At 70.7% G+C, this 16,188-nt stretch carries 15 protein-coding genes; 4 read left to right on the forward strand and 11 right to left on the reverse strand.

The features are described 5' to 3' along the window. Positions 1-12: 12 nt before the first annotated feature. Positions 13-921, forward strand: a complete 909-nt coding sequence (locus NGB36_RS13880) for an ABC transporter ATP-binding protein (RefSeq protein WP_255920557.1) — start codon at positions 13-15, stop codon at positions 919-921. After that, positions 918-2,525, forward strand: a complete 1,608-nt coding sequence (locus tag NGB36_RS13885; RefSeq protein WP_255920558.1) for an ABC transporter permease — start codon at positions 918-920, stop codon at positions 2,523-2,525. Before NGB36_RS13880 ends, NGB36_RS13885 begins: the two co-directional genes overlap by 4 nt. Positions 2,526-2,536: 11 nt before the next feature. Here NGB36_RS13885 and NGB36_RS13890 read toward each other — a convergent pair whose 3' ends face one another. From NGB36_RS13890 to NGB36_RS13940, 11 genes are all read right to left on the reverse strand, one after another. After that, a complete protein-coding gene (locus NGB36_RS13890) occupies positions 2,537-3,745 on the reverse strand; it encodes a cytochrome P450 (RefSeq protein ID WP_255920559.1) in 1,209 nt (402 codons plus the stop codon). Between the two features lie 9 nt (positions 3,746-3,754). Continuing rightward, positions 3,755-4,624, reverse strand: a complete 870-nt coding sequence (locus tag NGB36_RS13895) for an alpha/beta hydrolase family protein (protein ID WP_255920560.1) — start codon at positions 4,622-4,624, stop codon at positions 3,755-3,757. A gap of 3 nt (positions 4,625-4,627) precedes the next feature. Beyond that, positions 4,628-5,836, reverse strand: a complete 1,209-nt coding sequence (gene kynU, locus NGB36_RS13900; RefSeq protein ID WP_255920561.1) for a kynureninase — start codon at positions 5,834-5,836, stop codon at positions 4,628-4,630. Further along, entirely contained in the window at positions 5,829-6,674 is an 846-nt protein-coding gene (locus NGB36_RS13905; RefSeq protein ID WP_255920562.1) for a tryptophan 2,3-dioxygenase family protein, read from the reverse strand. Before NGB36_RS13905 ends, kynU begins: the two co-directional genes overlap by 8 nt. A gap of 124 nt (positions 6,675-6,798) precedes the next feature. Then, positions 6,799-7,212 (reverse strand): DUF3151 domain-containing protein, encoded by a 414-nt coding sequence (locus NGB36_RS13910; RefSeq protein WP_255920563.1) that lies wholly within the window; start codon positions 7,210-7,212, stop codon positions 6,799-6,801. Between the two features lie 95 nt (positions 7,213-7,307). Then, complete coding sequence (gene fbaA, locus NGB36_RS13915; protein ID WP_255920564.1) at positions 7,308-8,330, reverse strand: class II fructose-bisphosphate aldolase; 1,023 nt, start codon at positions 8,328-8,330, stop codon at positions 7,308-7,310. Between the two features lie 197 nt (positions 8,331-8,527). Beyond that, positions 8,528-9,067 (reverse strand): orotate phosphoribosyltransferase, encoded by a 540-nt coding sequence (gene pyrE / locus NGB36_RS13920; protein ID WP_255920565.1) that lies wholly within the window; start codon positions 9,065-9,067, stop codon positions 8,528-8,530. Positions 9,068-9,077: 10 nt separating this feature from the next. After that, positions 9,078-9,884 carry an aldose epimerase family protein gene (locus tag NGB36_RS13925; RefSeq protein ID WP_255920566.1) on the reverse strand — a complete coding sequence of 269 codons (807 nt, stop codon included), beginning with the start codon at positions 9,882-9,884 and terminating at the stop codon, positions 9,078-9,080. 10 nt (positions 9,885-9,894) lie between these two features. Next, positions 9,895-10,686, reverse strand: a complete 792-nt coding sequence (locus tag NGB36_RS13930) for an SRPBCC domain-containing protein (RefSeq protein WP_255920567.1) — start codon at positions 10,684-10,686, stop codon at positions 9,895-9,897. Positions 10,687-10,792: 106 nt separating this feature from the next. Next, the gene (locus tag NGB36_RS13935) at positions 10,793-12,304 is read right to left on the reverse strand and encodes a polyamine aminopropyltransferase (protein WP_255920568.1); all 1,512 of its coding nucleotides are present in this window, start codon (positions 12,302-12,304) and stop codon (positions 10,793-10,795) included. Positions 12,305-12,418: 114 nt separating this feature from the next. Continuing rightward, a complete protein-coding gene (locus NGB36_RS13940) occupies positions 12,419-12,955 on the reverse strand; it encodes a DUF2617 family protein (protein ID WP_255920569.1) in 537 nt (178 codons plus the stop codon). 630 nt (positions 12,956-13,585) lie between these two features. Between NGB36_RS13940 and NGB36_RS13945 the strand changes: the two genes are divergently transcribed. After that, a complete protein-coding gene (locus NGB36_RS13945) occupies positions 13,586-14,770 on the forward strand; it encodes a pyridoxal phosphate-dependent aminotransferase (protein WP_372509434.1) in 1,185 nt (394 codons plus the stop codon). 241 nt (positions 14,771-15,011) lie between these two features. Beyond that, positions 15,012-16,163 carry a glycosyltransferase family 39 protein gene (locus NGB36_RS13950; RefSeq protein ID WP_255920571.1) on the forward strand — a complete coding sequence of 384 codons (1,152 nt, stop codon included), beginning with the start codon at positions 15,012-15,014 and terminating at the stop codon, positions 16,161-16,163. The last annotated feature ends 25 nt before the right edge of the window (positions 16,164-16,188 follow it).

Consider the following 16,188-nt stretch of genomic DNA (forward strand, 5'->3'; position numbering starts at 1 on the left):
ACGTTCAGAATCATGGCGAAGGCAATCGAGGTAGTCGGGCTCCGCAAGTCATTCGGCCGCATCCGCGCACTCGACGGGCTCGACCTCACCGTCGAGGAAGGCGAGGTGCACGGCTTTCTCGGCCCCAACGGTGCCGGGAAGTCCACCACCATCCGGGTTCTCCTCGGCCTGCTGCGCCCCGACGCGGGCGAGGCGAGGCTGCTCGGAGGTGACCCGTGGCGCGACGCGGTCAGGCTGCACCGTCGTCTGGCATACGTCCCCGGGGACGTCACGCTGTGGCGCAACCTGTCCGGCGGCGAGGTCATCGACCTGCTCGGACGGCTGCGCGGAGGGCTCGACCAGCGGCGCAAGCAGGAACTGCTGCGCCGCTTCGAACTCGATCCGACGAAGAAGGGCCGTACCTACTCCAAGGGCAACCGGCAGAAGGTCGCCCTCGTCGCCGCGCTCGCCTCCGACGCCGAGCTGCTGATCCTCGACGAACCGACCTCCGGGCTCGACCCGTTGATGGAGTCGGTCTTCCGCGAGTGCGTCCGCGAGGAACGCGACCGTGGCCGGACCGTGCTGCTCTCCAGCCACATCCTCAGCGAGGTCGAAGCCCTCTGCGACCGGGTCAGCATCATCCGCAAGGGGCGCACGGTCGAGACCGGCACCCTGACCGGGCTGCGCCACCTCACCCGCACCTCGATCACCGCCGAGCTCGCGGGCCCGCCCAACGGGCTCGCACAGCTGCCCGGCGTCCACGACGTCGACATCCGCGGCGACCGCGTCACCCTGCAGGTCGACACCGACCAGCTCGACGCGGTGCTCCGGCAGATCAGCGCGACGGGCGTGCGGAGCCTGACCAGCACACCGCCCACGCTCGAAGAGCTCTTCCTCCGCCACTACGAGGACGACCTCGCCGCGTCGGGGGCGACGGCATGATGCGCACCTTCACGGGCACCTTCACGGGCACGCCCAGCCTGGTGCGTCTGGCGCTGCGGCGTGACCGGATCATGATCCCGGCGTGGGTGCTCTCGCTCGCGGTGATCGTCATCGGGACCGCATCGTCGATCAGCACCCTCTACCCCACGGAGGCCGGGCGCGCCTCACTCGCCGCGAGCATGGCCGCCAACGGTTCGCTGCGCGCGCTCTACGGACCGGTGTACGGCACCAGCATCGGCGGCCTCACGGCCTGGCGCATGGGATCGATGGGGCCCGCGCTCGCGGGTCTGATGACGTTGCTGCTCGTGGTGCGCCACACCCGCGAGGAAGAGGAGGCCGGACGCCTGGAGTTGGTGGGTGCGGGCGTCGTCGGGCGGCGGGCCCCGCTGACCGCCTCGCTGATCACGGGATGCGGCGCCTCCTTGCTGCTTGCGCTGCTCATCACGCTCGGTCTGCTCACCCAAGGCGCCGTGGGCGCGGTGGCGTTCGGACTCGCCTTCGGCGCCGTGGGGTGCGTTTTCGCGGCCGTCGCGGCGGTCACGGCACAACTCACCGAGAGCGCCCGGGCCGCCAAGGGCATCGCGGGCGCCCTGCTGGGCGTGGCCTTCCTCGTGCGGGCCACGGGAGACGCCGCGGCGCCGGGCGGCCCGGAGTGGGTCGCATGGCTCTCCCCGCTCGGCTGGGCGGAGCGGTTGCATCCGTATGCGCACGAACGGTGGTGGGTGCTCGCACTCTTCGCCGGCGTCATCGTGCTTCTCGTCACGGCGGCCTACGCGCTCGTGGCCGGGCGCGACCTGGACGCCGGTCTGCTGCCGTCGCGGCCCGGTCCCGAGCGGGCCGGGAGGCGGCTGCGCGGCGCCTACGGACTGGCCTGGCGGCTGCAGCGCGGATCGCTGTGGGGCTGGGCCTTCGGCTACGCCGTGTCGGGCCTGGTGTTCGGGGCGACGGGCAAGGGCATCGCAGACCTGGGCAGGACCAACAAGTCGATCGCCGACGAGATCAACCATCTGGGCGGGACGCACAGCCTCGTCGACTCCTTCCTCGCCGCCATGATCAATTTCCTGGGCATGCTCGCTGCCGTCTACATCGTCCAGGCCGTGCTGCGGCTGCGCGGCGAGGAGTCGGACGGCCGGGCGGAGCCGGTGCTCGCCACCGCCGTGGGACGACTGCGGTGGGCCGCGAGCCATCTGGTGATCGCGGCGGCGGGCTCGGTGGTGCTGATGGTCGCCGGCGGGATCGCCATGGGCATCGGCTACGGGGCATCGGTCAGCGACGTGAGCGGGCAGGTGCCGCGCATGACGGGGGCCGGGCTGGTCCAGCTGCCGGCGGTGCTGTTCGTCGGCGCCCTCGCCGTACTGATCCTCGGAGCGGCACCGAAGATGGCCATGGCGAGCTGGAGCGCGGCCTCGCTCACGCTCGCCATCGGGCTCTACGGGCCGTTGCTGAAGCTCAGCCGCTGGGTGCTGGATCTGTCCGCCTTCACCCACCTGCCGAAGGTGCCGACTGCACCGGCGACCGCGACACCGCTGCTGTGGCTGCTCGTGCTCACCGCGGCGCTGACGGCATCCGGACTCGCCGCCCTGCGCCACCGTGACATGGGGTGATGGCGCCCGCCCTACACCTCGACCAGCAGCTCCTTCAGGCCGCGTATGACATAGCCGGACGCCCACTCGGGTTCGCGGACCGGCCGGAGGGTGGGCGCCCGGCGAATCAACGCGGAGAACGATGCCGTCAGTTCGATACGGGCGAGCGGCGCGCCGAGACAGTAGTGGATGCCGGCGCCGAAGCTGATGTGCGGGTTGTCGGCGCGTGCGAGGTCGAGGCGGTCGGGGTCGGGGAAGCGGACCGGATCGCGATTGGCGGAGCCGAAGAGCAGGGCGATCTCACTGCCGCGGGGGACAGTGGTCCCGTCGACCTCGATGTCGTCGAGCACCCATCGCTCGAACATCTGCAGCGGTGTGTCGAAGCGCAGCAGCTCCTCGATCGCGGTGGGCAGCATCTGCGGCGCGGCGCGGAGCAGTTCGAGCTGGTCGGGGTGGCGGAACAGCGTCCACCAGCCGCCCGCGGTGGTGTTGACCGTCGCCTCGTGGCCCGCGTTGAGAAGGAGCACGCAGGTGGAGATCATCTCCTGCTCGCTGAGCCGGTCCCCCTCCTCATGGGCGGCGATCAGGGCGGTGATCAGGTCGTCCCCGGGGTGCTTGCGGCGCTCGGCGATCACTTCTCGCAGATAGGCGGAGAATTCCCGGCTCGCCCGGACCGCCCGGCGCGCGGTCTCCTCGTCCGGGTTGAGCTCGAACATCCCGCAGATCGCGGCCGACCAGGGGCGCAGCAGACCACGGTCGGCGGGCGGTATGCCGAGCATCTCGGCGATCACGGCGACCGGGAGAGGCTCCGCGACGGTGGTGAGCAGATCACCGCCACCGTCCGCGAGCAGGTCGTCGACGAGGCCGGCGGCGATCCGCTCGACGGTCGGCACCAGCCGTTCGACGGTGCGAGGGGTGAACGCCTTGGAGACCAGCCGCCGGATGCGGGTGTGGTCGGGGGCTTCGAGGTCGAGCAGCCCGTTGCCGTTGAGGGTGTGGAACGGCTCGTGCTCGGGCGGTGGCGCGGTGCGGCCGAACTCCTCGTGGCCGAAACGGTGCAGGTAGGTACGGCCGAGACGGCGGTCGCGCAACAGCGCGCTGACGTCCGCGTAGTGCGGGACGAGCCACTGCCGGCTCGGCTCGTACCAGTGCACCCGCCCCTCCTCGCGCAACTGCACGTACGCGGGGTAGGGGTCGGCGACGAAGGCCGGGTTCCACGGGTCGAAGTCCATGGCGTTCATGTCCGAAGACTACGACCGGGGTCTGACAGCGCCCGGAACCCCGACGAGCCGCCGCAGCTCATCGACCACCGTTGCGCAGGCGGCGGTGTCCGGGTCGATCAGCGCGTAGTGCCCGACACCGTCCAGCCACACCCGCCGGACGGATTGGCCCGCCGCCTCCGCCGTGGCCGCGAAACCCTCCGCGACCTGCGGCGGGACCGTGCTGTCAGTGGTGCCGTGCACGATGGTCGTGGCGATACCGGTCGGCAGCAGTCCCGCCGGGTCGGCGTGCGGCAGCCGCTGTGCCAACCGTCCGGCATCGCCAAGGAATTGGACGGCGGCGTTGTCGTCGAGCGCCAGGTCGACCGTGGCCCGCAGGTCCGCGACCGGCGCAAGGGCGACGACACCGCGCACGGGGAGGGGGAGACAGCGATGCCATGGCGCATCCTGGGGCAGCCGGTGCCTGGCTGCCGACCACAGCACGAGATGGCCACCGGCCGAGTGCCCGGTGAGCACGACCGAGTCAGGATCGGCGACGCCGGCTCCGAGCGACTTCACGGCCGCCTCGGCCACCGCGTCGACGGCCGCGGCGATGTCGTCGAGCGTCTCCGGATAACCCCCTGCTCCGCCCACCCTGCGGTACTCGACGGAGGCGACTGCGAAGCCCGCTGCGGCGAGGCGGCCGGCGAACGGCGAGGCGTGGACACGGTCGTACTCCTGGCGCCAGAAGCCGCCGTGCACCAGCACGGCGAGCGGCGCGGGCCGCCCGGGCACGGCGTCATGTGGCGCGTAGAGGTCGATGACTTGGTCGGGGTGACCGCCGTAGGCCACGGTCGCATCCGGCGGGACCGGCCGGCGACCGAGGGCCGCCGCCATCTCTTCGGCATCCGTGGAGGTCATCCGTCACTCCGCCCCGGCCGCCACATCCGCGAGCACGCGCGACGCGTGCAAGGCATCGACGAAGCGCGTGTACAGCGGCGTGAAGCCGAAGCGCAGCACATCGGGGGGGCGGAAGTCGCCGACGACCCCGCGCTCGACGAGCGCCCCCATCACCTCACCGGCCCGCTCGCAGCGCAGCGAAACCTGGCTGCCGCGCAGGGCGTGCTCGGCAGGGGTCACCGATGCGACCCGGCCCGGCTGCACCAGCCGCGTGACGCACTCCAGGAAGAAGTCCGTCAGCGCGAGGCTCTTGGCGCGCACCTGCTCGATGCGCACCCCGTCCCACACCTCCAGCGCGGCGTCGAGGGCGAGCAGCGAGAGGATCTCGGGGGTGCCGACGCGGCCGCGCACCACGCCGTCGGCCGCCTCGTACCCCGGTCGCATCGCGAACGGGTCGGTGTGCGAGTTCCAACCGGGCAGCGGCGAGTCGAAACGCGGTTGCAGATCGCGGCGGATGTAGAGGTACGCAGGGGCCCCCGGCCCCCCGTTGAGGTATTTGTACGTGCAGCCAACGGCCATGTCCACGCCGTCCGCGTCGACCGCCACCGGCAGCGCACCCGCGCTGTGACAGAGGTCCCAGACGGCGAGGGCTCCCGCCTCGTGCAGGGCCCGGGTCGTGCCGGGCAGGTCACCCAGCCGCCCGGTGCGGTAGTCGACGTGGTTGACCAGCGCCACGGCAGTGCGTGGACCGGCCTGTGCCGCCATTGCACTGGCGTCCACCGCGCGGAGGGTGCACCCGGTCAGCCGTGCCGCGGAGGCGGCGATGTATCCGTCGGTGGGGAACGTGGCCGCGTCGACGAGTATCTCGTCGCGCCCCTCCCCCGCGAGCCGCACCGCGGCGACGAGCGCCTTGAAGACGTTCACGCTCGTCGAGTCGCCGACCACCACCTGGCCGGGCGCAGCGCCGATCAGCGGCGCGATCCGGTCGCCGACCCGCTCCGGTGCCGTCCACCAGCCGCTCTCGTCCCACGAGCGGATCCGCAACCGCCCCCATTCGCGCTCCACGACGTCGGCGAGACGCCGGGAAACGCCTCGCGGCAGCGCCCCGAGCGAATTCCCGTCGAGGTAGACCACGTCGTCCTCGAGGACGAAGCGGTCGCGCACCTTGGCCAGTTCATCGGCGGCGTCGAGCAGCGCGGCCTTCTCCCCCAGCTCTCTCACTGCCTCAGACATGACTACGGGCCGTCCAGATCTCCGGGAACGGGTTCTTCTGCACACGCTTCTCCAGCCACGCCACACCCGCGGAGCCGCCGGTGCCCGTCTTGGCGCCCATCGCCCGCCGGGTCGCCACCAGGTGATCGTTGCGCCAGCGCCACACCAGCTCGGCGACATCGGTCAACGCCTCGCCGAGCCGGACCAGTTCGCTGTCCTGGTCACCGGCGTAGATCTGCTGCCAGACCCGTTCGACCTGCGGATCCGGTTCGTACCGCAGCGCCGGGTTGCGTTCGAGCACGGCCGTCGGGATGGCGTAGCCGCGGCGGTGGAGCAGACGCAGCACCTCGTCGTACAGGCTCGGCTCCTGCAGCGCCTTCTCCAGCTCGTCGTGGGCGCGCGGCGTGCCGCGGTGCGGCACGAGCATGGAGGCGGACTTCTCGCCGAGCAGGAACTCCAGCCGCCGGTACATCCCCGACTGGAAGCCGGAGCCCTCGCCGAGCGCCGCCCGGTAGGAGTTGAACTGCGCCGGGGTGAGATGCGAGATCGGCCGCCAGGAGGCGTTGAGCGACTCCAGCTCATGCGTGCTGCGTCCGAGCGCCGCCATTGCGGTCGGCAGGTCGTCCTCGCGCAGTGCCCGCGCGGCCGTGGTCCATTCGTGGACCAGCACGGTGAACCACAGCTCCATCACCTGTGTGGTCACCAGGAAGACCATCTCGCCGGGATCGTCAGAGAGCGGGTGCTGGAGGTGGGTGAGGACGTCGGCCTGGACGTAGTCCTCGTACGGCGTGGTGCCCTTGAAGTCGAGGTTCGGGGTCTCCGGACCGTCCTCGGGCATGTGCGACATCGGCTGCGACATCACTGTCTCCTCATGATTCGCCCGGGATCGCCGGGCCCACCGCGATCATCTTCGGCCCGGCCGGATACGGCAAGAGGCCGGACGCCGTAGGGCATCCGGCCCCCGGGGCCGCGGTCGGGAGGGATCAGGAGAGCGTGTCGGCGGCCGTGGGCGAGGATTCGCGCAGGAAGGCGGCGCAGCGCTCGTACTCCTCGTTCTCGCCGATCGACTGCGCGGCCCGGGCGAGCGCATGCAGTGCCCGCAGGAAGCCGCGGTTCGGCTCGTGCTCCCACGGCACCGGACCGTGCCCCTTCCAGCCGTTGCGGCGCAGGGCGTCCAGGCCCCGGTGATAGCCGGTCCTGGCGTACGCGTACGACTCGATGACCCGGCCGGCCTCGAAGGCGTCGTCGGCGAGCTGCGCCCACGCGAGCGACGAGGCCGGGTACTTCGCGGCGACCTCGGCCGGGGCGGCCCCGGAGGCGATCAGCTCGCGCGGCTCGGGATCGTCGGGCAGATGGGTCGGGGGCGGTCCCCCGAGCAGGTTCTCGTGAATGGCCATGGGTTCCAGTCTGCCCCGTCGACGGGCCGTCCGGCGGTGCCGGTGCGCCCGCGGGCCCGGCAACAGCCGGGCCCGCGCGCATCACAACCGGGAATTCACTTGAGCTTCTTGCCCGCGGAGCGCAGGTTCTCGGCGGCGACGCCGACACGCGCGGCCATGCCCGCCTCGGCGGACTTGCCCCACGTCCGCGGGTCGTAGGCCTTCTTGTTGCCGACCTCTCCGTCGACCTTCAGCACACCGTCGTAGTTCTTGAACATGTGCGCGGCCACCGGGCGGGTGAAGGCGTACTGGGTGTCGGTGTCGATGTTCATCTTGACGACGCCGTTGTCCAGGGCCTCGTTGATCTCCTCGATCGTGGAGCCGGAGCCGCCGTGGAAGACGAAGTCGAACGGGTCGGTCTTGCCGTACTTCTGGCCGACGGCGTCCTGCAGCTCACGCAGGATCGAGGGGCGCAGCACGACGTTGCCCGGCTTGTACACACCGTGCACGTTGCCGAAGGAGGCGGCCAGCAGGTAGCGGCCCTTCTCTCCCAGGCCGACGGCCTCGGCGGTGCGGAAACCGTCCTCGACGGAGGTGTAGAGCTTGTCGTTGATCTCGTGCGAGACGCCGTCCTCCTCACCGCCGGTCGGGGTGATCTCCATCTCGAGGATGATCTTGGCCTTGACGGCCTCGGCGAGCAGTTCCTGCGCGATGGCGAGGTTGTCGGCGAGGATCTCCGCGGAGCCGTCCCACATGTGGGACTGGAAGAGCGGGTTCTGGCCCTTGGCGACGCGCTCCTGGGAGATCGCGAGCAGCGGGCGCACGTAGCCGTCCAGCTTGTCCTTCGGGCAGTGGTCGGTATGCAGGGCGACATGAACCGGGTACTTGTCGGCGACGATGTGCGCGAACTCGGCGAGCGCGACGGCGCCGGTGACCATGTCCTTGCTGTACTGACCGCCCAGGAACTCCGCACCGCCGGTGGAGATCTGGATGATGCCGTCGCTCTCCGCCTCGGCGAGGCCGCGCAGCGCGGCGTGCAGCGTCTGCGACGAGGTCACGTTGATGGCCGGGTAGGCGAACTTGCCTGCCTTCGCCCGGTCGAGCATCTCGTTGTAGACCTCGGGGGTTGCGATGGGCATATGTCCGCTCCTTGTGGTGTGCGGGGTCGTACGGCGGGGGGACGCGTCAACGTCGAAGCGTCCCGACGTCATCGTCGTCCTCATCTTCGCAGACTCCGCGCAAAGCTCCACACTGCCCGCACCACAGGCACGGGCGGCCGCCCCAGGTTTCACGTGAAACCTCGAACGACCGCCCGAACACGCAGGTCAGAGGGGGTTCAGGAGAGTCCGAGATCCTTCAACCCGTACGCCTGGTAGTACGGCAGACCCGCCTCCGCGATCGCCGGCGCGGCGCCACGCTCGACGATCACCGCAACGCCGACGACCTCCGCGCCCGCCTCGCGCAGCGCCTCGACGGCGGTCAGCACGGAGCCGCCGGTGGTCGAGGTGTCCTCCACCGCCAGCACCCGCCGGCCCTTCACATCCGGGCCCTCGATCCGCCGCTGCAGGCCGTGCGCCTTGCCCGCCTTGCGAACGACGAAGGCATCCAGCCGCCTGCCGCGTGCGGCCGCCGCGTGGAGCATCGCCGTGGCGACCGGGTCGGCGCCCAGCGTCAGCCCGCCCACCGCGTCGTAGTCCACAGCGGCGGTCACGTCGAGCATGACCTGACCGACCAGCGGCGCGGCCTCGCCGTCCAGCGTGATCCTCCGCAGATCGACGTAGTAGTCGGCCTCTTTGCCGGAGGAGAGGGTCACCTTGCCGTGCACCACGGCCTTGTCCTTGATCTGCTGCAGCAGGGCGTCACGCGCGTCGGTCATGTCCACGAGACTAGCCGAGCCGTTCCCACGACCAGACCGTCGTGATCTCCAGCGGCTCGATGAGGGTGACCAGCCGCGGAGCGATGTTCAGGCCGTTGGGCGGCCCGGACTGCGGCTCGACGCAGATCGCCTCCGGCTGCTCGTCGTAGACCACCACCCATTCGGCCGGGCTCTTCACCCGCAGCCGCAGCTGTTCGGGCCAGGTGAGCGTGACGTCGACACCGTCGGGCATGCCGAAGCAGTCGTCCCAGGGGCCCGGCTGCGGCCCGATCCGCTTGCCTGTGGGCAGATGGTCGGCGCCGCGCTCCTCCTGCCAGGCCGGCGCGAAGTCGATCACGGCATCCTTCCCGCCGCCTCCAAGATTCCGCAGAAACCACGGGTGCCAGCCGGCCTGCGCCGGAAAGGACTCCTTCGCCGTCTCGACGTCCATGCTGATGCGCAGCTCGTTCTCGGTGAGCTCGAACGCCTGGGTGACCCGGCCCTCATACGGCCAGGGGTCGGCGAGGTCGAAGTAGAACGCGGCAGTGGACGGCGTGGCACCGGCCACCTTGTGCCAGACGGTGTCCCGGCCCGTGCCGTGGATGGCGTGCGGGGCGGCGTTGACGGGGAGTTGGTGGGTTACGGCACCGTTGCGGAAGCGGCCGTTCTCGGTGCGCCCGCACCACGGCACCATGGGGAACGATCCGTAGTGCAGGCCTTGGCGCAGCAGTTCGGTACCACCGATGCGCAGGCTGCCGATCCGGCAGCCCGCCTCCGGCAGCACGGTCACTTCGGCGTCGCCCGCCGTCAGGCGAACAGGTTGTGGTGTCTCGTCCATGGGGACGAATCTATCGGCGCCGCCTCAGCACACGTCCGACCACGACGGCCGACGCGATCAGCGCCGCGGCCGCGGGAGCCGCCCAGCGCAGGGTGTCGCCCGTGGTGGAGATCTCCGGCGCCGGGACAGGGGCATAGCGGCCGCGCGGCGGGGCGTGGTCGACCTCCTCGGCGCTACGGCCGATCATCGTACGGCGGGCGTGCGCGGCCTCTGCAGGCGGCGCAGGGGGTTCCTCCTCGAGGCCCGCCACCGTCTCCGGAACTTCCACCTCGACGACGTCCAAGTCGTCCTCGTCCTCGGGGACTCCGGTGTCGACGACGTCGGCGTCCTCCGGGGGCGCGACGGGGGGCTCGGCGCGCAGGTCGGTGGCGAGGTCCGCGGAGAAACGGTCCAGCAGGCGGCGGCCCGCAGCCTCCGCCGTCGCGTCGTCGCACTCGGCGAGGCGACCGTCGGCCTTCACGGCGGCGGAGAATCTCATCCGCGTGCCGTCGAGCGGGGCGTCCGCGGCGCTGAGGGCGACGACCATCGCCAGCTGCGCCGAGCCCGTGCCGCGGGCCTCGGTGCCGTCGCCTTCGACGCCGATGCCCCCGTCCTCGCGTGACGCGATGCGCAGGCTGCCGCGGTAGGTGATGGTGGATCCCCCGAGCCGGAGCCGGAGGCGGCCGACGAGCGCGCCGCCATGGCCCGCGGCCGGATCGACGTCACGTTGCAGCCCCGCCACGCAGCGGGCAACGCGCTCCGGGTCGGCGAGGGCCCGGCGCACGGTATCGACCGGAAACGGAACGAACGCCTCGTGCTCCATACCTGGGCAGCCTACCGATCCGCTCGGCCGCGGGGGCCGGTACGCGAGGTGTTTTTCCGTGATGGTGCTCGAACGGCAGCGATCACGTCCATGGACGTCCATCACGTCACAGATAGCGCGGCCGCATCAGTGACGAGGGCACCGCATCCGTTCTCCGCGCCGCCGCGGCCTGCGCCGCCTCCCGCAGGCTCCAATCCGTCAGGGAGCGCAGCCGCGGTCCGTCCGCCGCGAGCCGCACCACCGGCCGCTGCCATCCCGCGAGGACGAAGCCCTGACCCCACGTCCAGTAGTCCGCCGTGCGCAGCCCCGCGGCCCGTACCGTCGCATCGACGGTCCAGAACTCCTCGCCGGGCGAGCCCGCGTGCACCACCAGGCGCCCGTCCGGCGCGAGCACGCCCGACACCAGCCCGTAGAACTCCTGCGAATACAGCTTCGAGCTGCGCGAGATGCACGGCGCCGGTAGGTCCGAGATGACCACGTCGTACGTACCGCGCGCCGGCGCGCGCAACCAGTCGAACGCGTCAGCGATCACCACCCTCACCCGCCGGTCCGCGAAGGAGTGATGGCCCAGCGCGGCGAGCCCCGGATCCGTACGGGCCACCCGCACCAGTTCGGGATCGAGCTCGACGACGGTCACCGATCCGACGTCCGGGTAGCGCAGCACCTCGCGCAGGGCGAGCCCGTCGCCGCCGCCGAGCAGCAGCACCCGCCGGTGCGGGCCGGCCATCGCGGGGTGCACCAGCGCCTCGTGGTAACGGAATTCGTCACGCGCCGAGGCGCTGAGCCTACCGTCGAGATAGAGCCGCAGGCTCGGCCCCGTCTCCCGTCCGGCGAGGACGATCTGCTGCACGCCCGACTGCTCCGCGAGCCGCACATCACCCCCGTACACCGCCTGCCCCGCGGCCCGTTCGAACGGTCCCGCGTAGGCGGCCGCAGCCGCAAGCACCCCGAGGACGGCGAGGTTGACCAGGAGCAGCCGGCCCCGCGCCCGGCAGCTCAGGTCCCGGCGGAACAGGCCGAGCACCATCGCCGCACCCGCCACCGCATTGACCGCACCCGTCAGCAGCGCCCCGTTCAACTGTCCGAGGAACGGCAGCAGCACGAAGGGGAAGGCGAGCCCTCCCGCGAGCGCGCCCACGTAGTCGGCGGCGAACAGATCGGCGACCGCGCCGCCCGCGTCCTGCTTGCGGATCCGCTGAATCAGCGTCATCAGCAGCGGCACCTCGGCCCCGATGAGCAGCCCGATGGTGAACGCGAACACCGTCATCACACCGCGCGACTGGCCCAGCCACGCGAAACTGGCGTAGAGGGCCATCGCCGAAAGGCCGCCGATCAGCGCCAGCGCCGCCTCGACCAGGGCGAAGCCGACCGCCGCCTTGCACCGCATCCGCTTGGCGATCAGCGAGCCGGCACCCATCGCGAAGACCATTACGGAGAGCACGATCGAGGTCTGGGTGACCGAATCCCCGACCAAGTACGAGGCCATGGCAACGAGTTCGAGTTCGTAGACCAGCCCGCACGCGGCGCAGACGAAGACCGAGGCGAGCACCAGCGCGCGGCCCAAGGCTGCCGGTACGGGCAGCCGCAGCGCCGGCTGGTAGTGGTCGACCTCGATCATGAAGTCACGCTACGTCACGCCGCGAACGCCCGCTGCCACCGGTGCGGCGCGATTTCCGCGGCCCGCGGCCTGCCGCCTCCACGCCCGCTCCCACGCCCGCTCCCACGCCCGCTCTCACGCCAGTCCGGTCACCCGCGAACGCGTCGTCACCAGGCGCCCCTCCTGTGGATACGCGTGCCACGTACGCCAGTGCACCTCGCCTCCGGCGCCCCCGGCCGGATCACGCTGGACGAGCATCGCGGTGAACGCATGCGGGTCGCCGGGAAACCGCCCGGCGAGCCCGTTGGGGTGGTCTGCCACGAGCGCGAGCAACTCCTGTGCACGGCCGGCGAATGCACTGCGGGACAACTCCTCAACGCGCGCCGCGAACTCGTACTCCCAGTCGCCGATGCGTTTGGCGACCCCGAGCGGCAGCGGGGTGCTGCTGCCTGTCATGCACGCGACCGTCTCGGAGCACCCGCCGCCGGAGGCGTCGAGCAGCACCTGGTGGGAGGCCCCGAGCAGCCTCATCTGCACGTTGATCGTCTTCGCCCGAGGGCCCGTCAGGTCGAGGTCGACGGTGGCGAGCGCAGGCAGTGGTTCTTTCCCCAAACACCAGGCCAAGTCCCCGGCGCGGGTATCGGTATAAGCAGTCTGGAGAGTCGTGAGCATGGGTCGGCTCCGCAAGCACGCAGAAGTGGTTGGTGGGCCGGCCCGCCCCCTGATCCCCCTCGCGCGCGGGGGAGTGTGGAGGACGGACCCAGGGAACGTCCGCCGGCTCGAGTCCACTTGGGTCCGGGGAATACGGAATCATGAAAATAGGGGCGCCCACAGCGCTTTTACCCATTCACGCCCCGTTTACATCCCCACGAGCAGGTGGCTGTTCATGTGTTCACACCGCAGGCTCCGATGTGGGTCGTGACCAGCGATGCGCATATGCGAAAGGGCATGGGACAAGCGCAGTTGGCCACGTCATGAGGAGGCCCGCCATGAGGGCGGGGGCGCTCAGGACGGCCGCCGGGCGCCGCCGGCGCCCCGCCGTGACCGGCGCTCCATGTGCTCCGCGGGTTCCGTTGGCCCAGGGCGCGACGCCGAGACGATCGCCGCCACCACCACTGCCGCAATGCAGATACAGATGATCAGTCCGCCAGGGAAGGGCATCCTCCCCACCTCACCTTCTGCTCCCCCGAGGCATCCCCCGTCGCGAGGCGCTCCGTGTCAGCCCTGTCCGTCCACCCCAGGACATGCCCCGTGGCGCGACCGGTTATGAGGAGTTGAGGAATTCCTGAGGTTCGCCGGAGGATGGCGGGCATGACACGGCCTTTGCTCAACCGTCGCCTCGACGGCTTCGGCACGACGATCTTCGCCGAGATGTCCGCGCTTGCCACCCGCACCGGATCTATCAACCTCGGGCAGGGTTTCCCGGACACCGACGGCCCCGAGGAGGTGCGCGAGGCCGCCGTACGGGCGCTGCGCGACGGCCGGGGCAATCAGTACCCGCCCGGCCCCGGCATCCCTGAGCTGCGCAGCGCGATCAGCGAGCACCAGGCACGCCGCTACGGGCTGGCCTTCGACCCGGACACGGAGGTGCTGGTGACCGCCGGTGCCACGGAGGCGATCGCGGCGGCACTGCTCGCCCTCCTCGAACCGGGTGACGAGGTGATCGCGCTGGAGCCGTACTACGACTCGTACGCCGCATGCATCGCGATGGCCGGCGGACGGCGGGTGCCGGTCACCCTCCGGCCGTCCGCGGGCCGCGACCGCTTCGTGCTCGATCTCGACGAGCTGCGCGCCGCCGTCACGGACCGCACCCGGCTGATCCTGCTCAACACTCCGCACAACCCGACCGGCACCGTGCTCACCCGGGCGGAGCTCGCCGCGATCGCCCAGCTGGCGGTCGAGCGTGATCTTCTGGTGGTCACCGACGAGGTCTACGAGCACCTCGTCTTCGACGGGGAGCATGTGCCGCTCGTCACATTCCCCGGAATGCGTGACCGAACCGTGACCATCAGTTCCGCCGGCAAGACCTTTTCCTTCACCGGGTGGAAGGTGGGCTGGGTCACCGCATCACCCGGGTTGGTGAACGCCGTCAGAACGGCGAAGCAATTTCTGACCTATGTCGCGTCGGGGCCGTTCCAATACGCGGTTGCCGAGGCCCTCCGCCTGCCGGACACATATTTCTCACATCTCGCCGACGATCTCCGCGCGAAGCGCGACCTGCTGTCGAACGGCCTGGTGGAGGCGGGTTTCGACGTCTTCCGACCGGCGGGTACGTACTTCGTGACCACCGACATCCGCCCTCTCGGCGACGACGACGGCTTCGCCTTCTGCCGCTCCCTGCCTGCGCGCTGCGGCGTGGTGGCGATCCCCAACGCGGTCTTCTACAACGATACGAATGGAGGAACAGCCTTTGTACGTTTCGCGTTCTGCAAGCGAACAGAAGTGCTTCACGATGCGATCTCCCGCCTCAAACAGCTACGCTCCTGAGGCAACCCACTCCGCCTTACTGCCGTCTGTCACCCATGGGGGTGGATTGCGGCGCAGCGCGGCCCATCGGTTCCGTATGTCCCGACAATGCCCGCATAGCCAGACAGACCAAAGCTTGTCGTCACAGTACGGTCGCCGGTAGAAAACGGTCGCACCGGGAGGAGCGGAACAGGTGTACACGGCCGAGCCAGTCTCGACCCCTCCTCGTCCGTCGTCTGGAGGAGCCACTGCCCCGCAGGCTGTGGTCCGCACCACCGTCGAGCGGGCGAAGGCCTCGCTGCGGCGTGCGGCACCCGCGCTGTGGATCTACGCGGCGGTCCGCGGCTGCGGGCTGCTGGCACTGTGGGCCTACGCCTGGTACCAGGGCTCGCACCCGCGCAACCTGATCGGCCTCGGGTGGGACGCCCGCTGGTACAACCGCATCGCGGAGTACGGGTACGGGACGATCATCCCGGCCGCCGACCAGCACCAGATCATCTACAACGACCTGTCGTTCTTCCCGTTGTACCCGGAGACGGTCCGGCTCATCTCGGCCGTGGTGCCGATCGGTGCGGTCAATGTCGCGTTGCTGGTCGCCTGGGTGGCCACGCTGCTGTCGGCCTGGGCGATCTACCTGATAGGCGCACGGCTGTACGGCCACCGCGTCGGCATCGCGCTCGTCCTGCTGTACGCGCTGCTGCCCAGCGCCGTCATCCAGACGATGGCGTACACCGAACCGGTGATGACGGCGTTCGCCGCATGGTCGCTGTACGCCGTGCTCACCCGCCGCTGGCTGTGGGCCGGCTCACTCGCCGCGCTCGCGGGCCTGTCGCGGCCGAACGGCTGTGCGGTCGCTGCCGCGGTCTGCGTGGGCATGCTGGTGGACGCCTGGCGGCGCCGGAACGCCGGGCGGGGCCAGAACTGGCGGGCCTGGGTGGGAGCGCTGATCTCGCCGCTCGGCTGGTTCGGCTATGTGCTGTGGGTGGGGTACGAGACCGGCACCCCCACCGGTTACTTCAAGATCCAGGCCGGGTGGGGCTCGAAGTTCGACTTCGGGCTGAGCGCGGCGCGCTTCTTCAAGCACCTGGTCAGCCACCCGGACTACTTTGCCTACTACGTTGCGGCGTTCATCGTGGCGGCGTTCGTGATCCTCTTCGCGCTGTGCATCACCGACCGCATCCCGCTGACGCTGCTCGCCTACTGCGCGGTGCTGCTGCTCATCGGCATCGGCGGGGCCGGGTTCTTCAACTCCAAGCCGCGGTTCCTGATGCCGGCCTTCCCCCTGCTGATCCCGGCGGCGATCGCGCTGGCAAGGGCCAGGCCGCGCACCGCCTGGGTGGCGGTCATCTCGCTCGCCGGGTTCTCGTTCTTCTACGGGACGTACCTGCTCACGATCTCCAGGATCGCGATCTGAAGCCGGTCCCGGGGGCCGAAGCCCC

The organism is Streptomyces humicola (genome assembly GCF_024436035.1).
In the GTDB taxonomy this organism is placed as follows: domain Bacteria; phylum Actinomycetota; class Actinomycetes; order Streptomycetales; family Streptomycetaceae; genus Streptantibioticus_B; species Streptantibioticus_B humicola.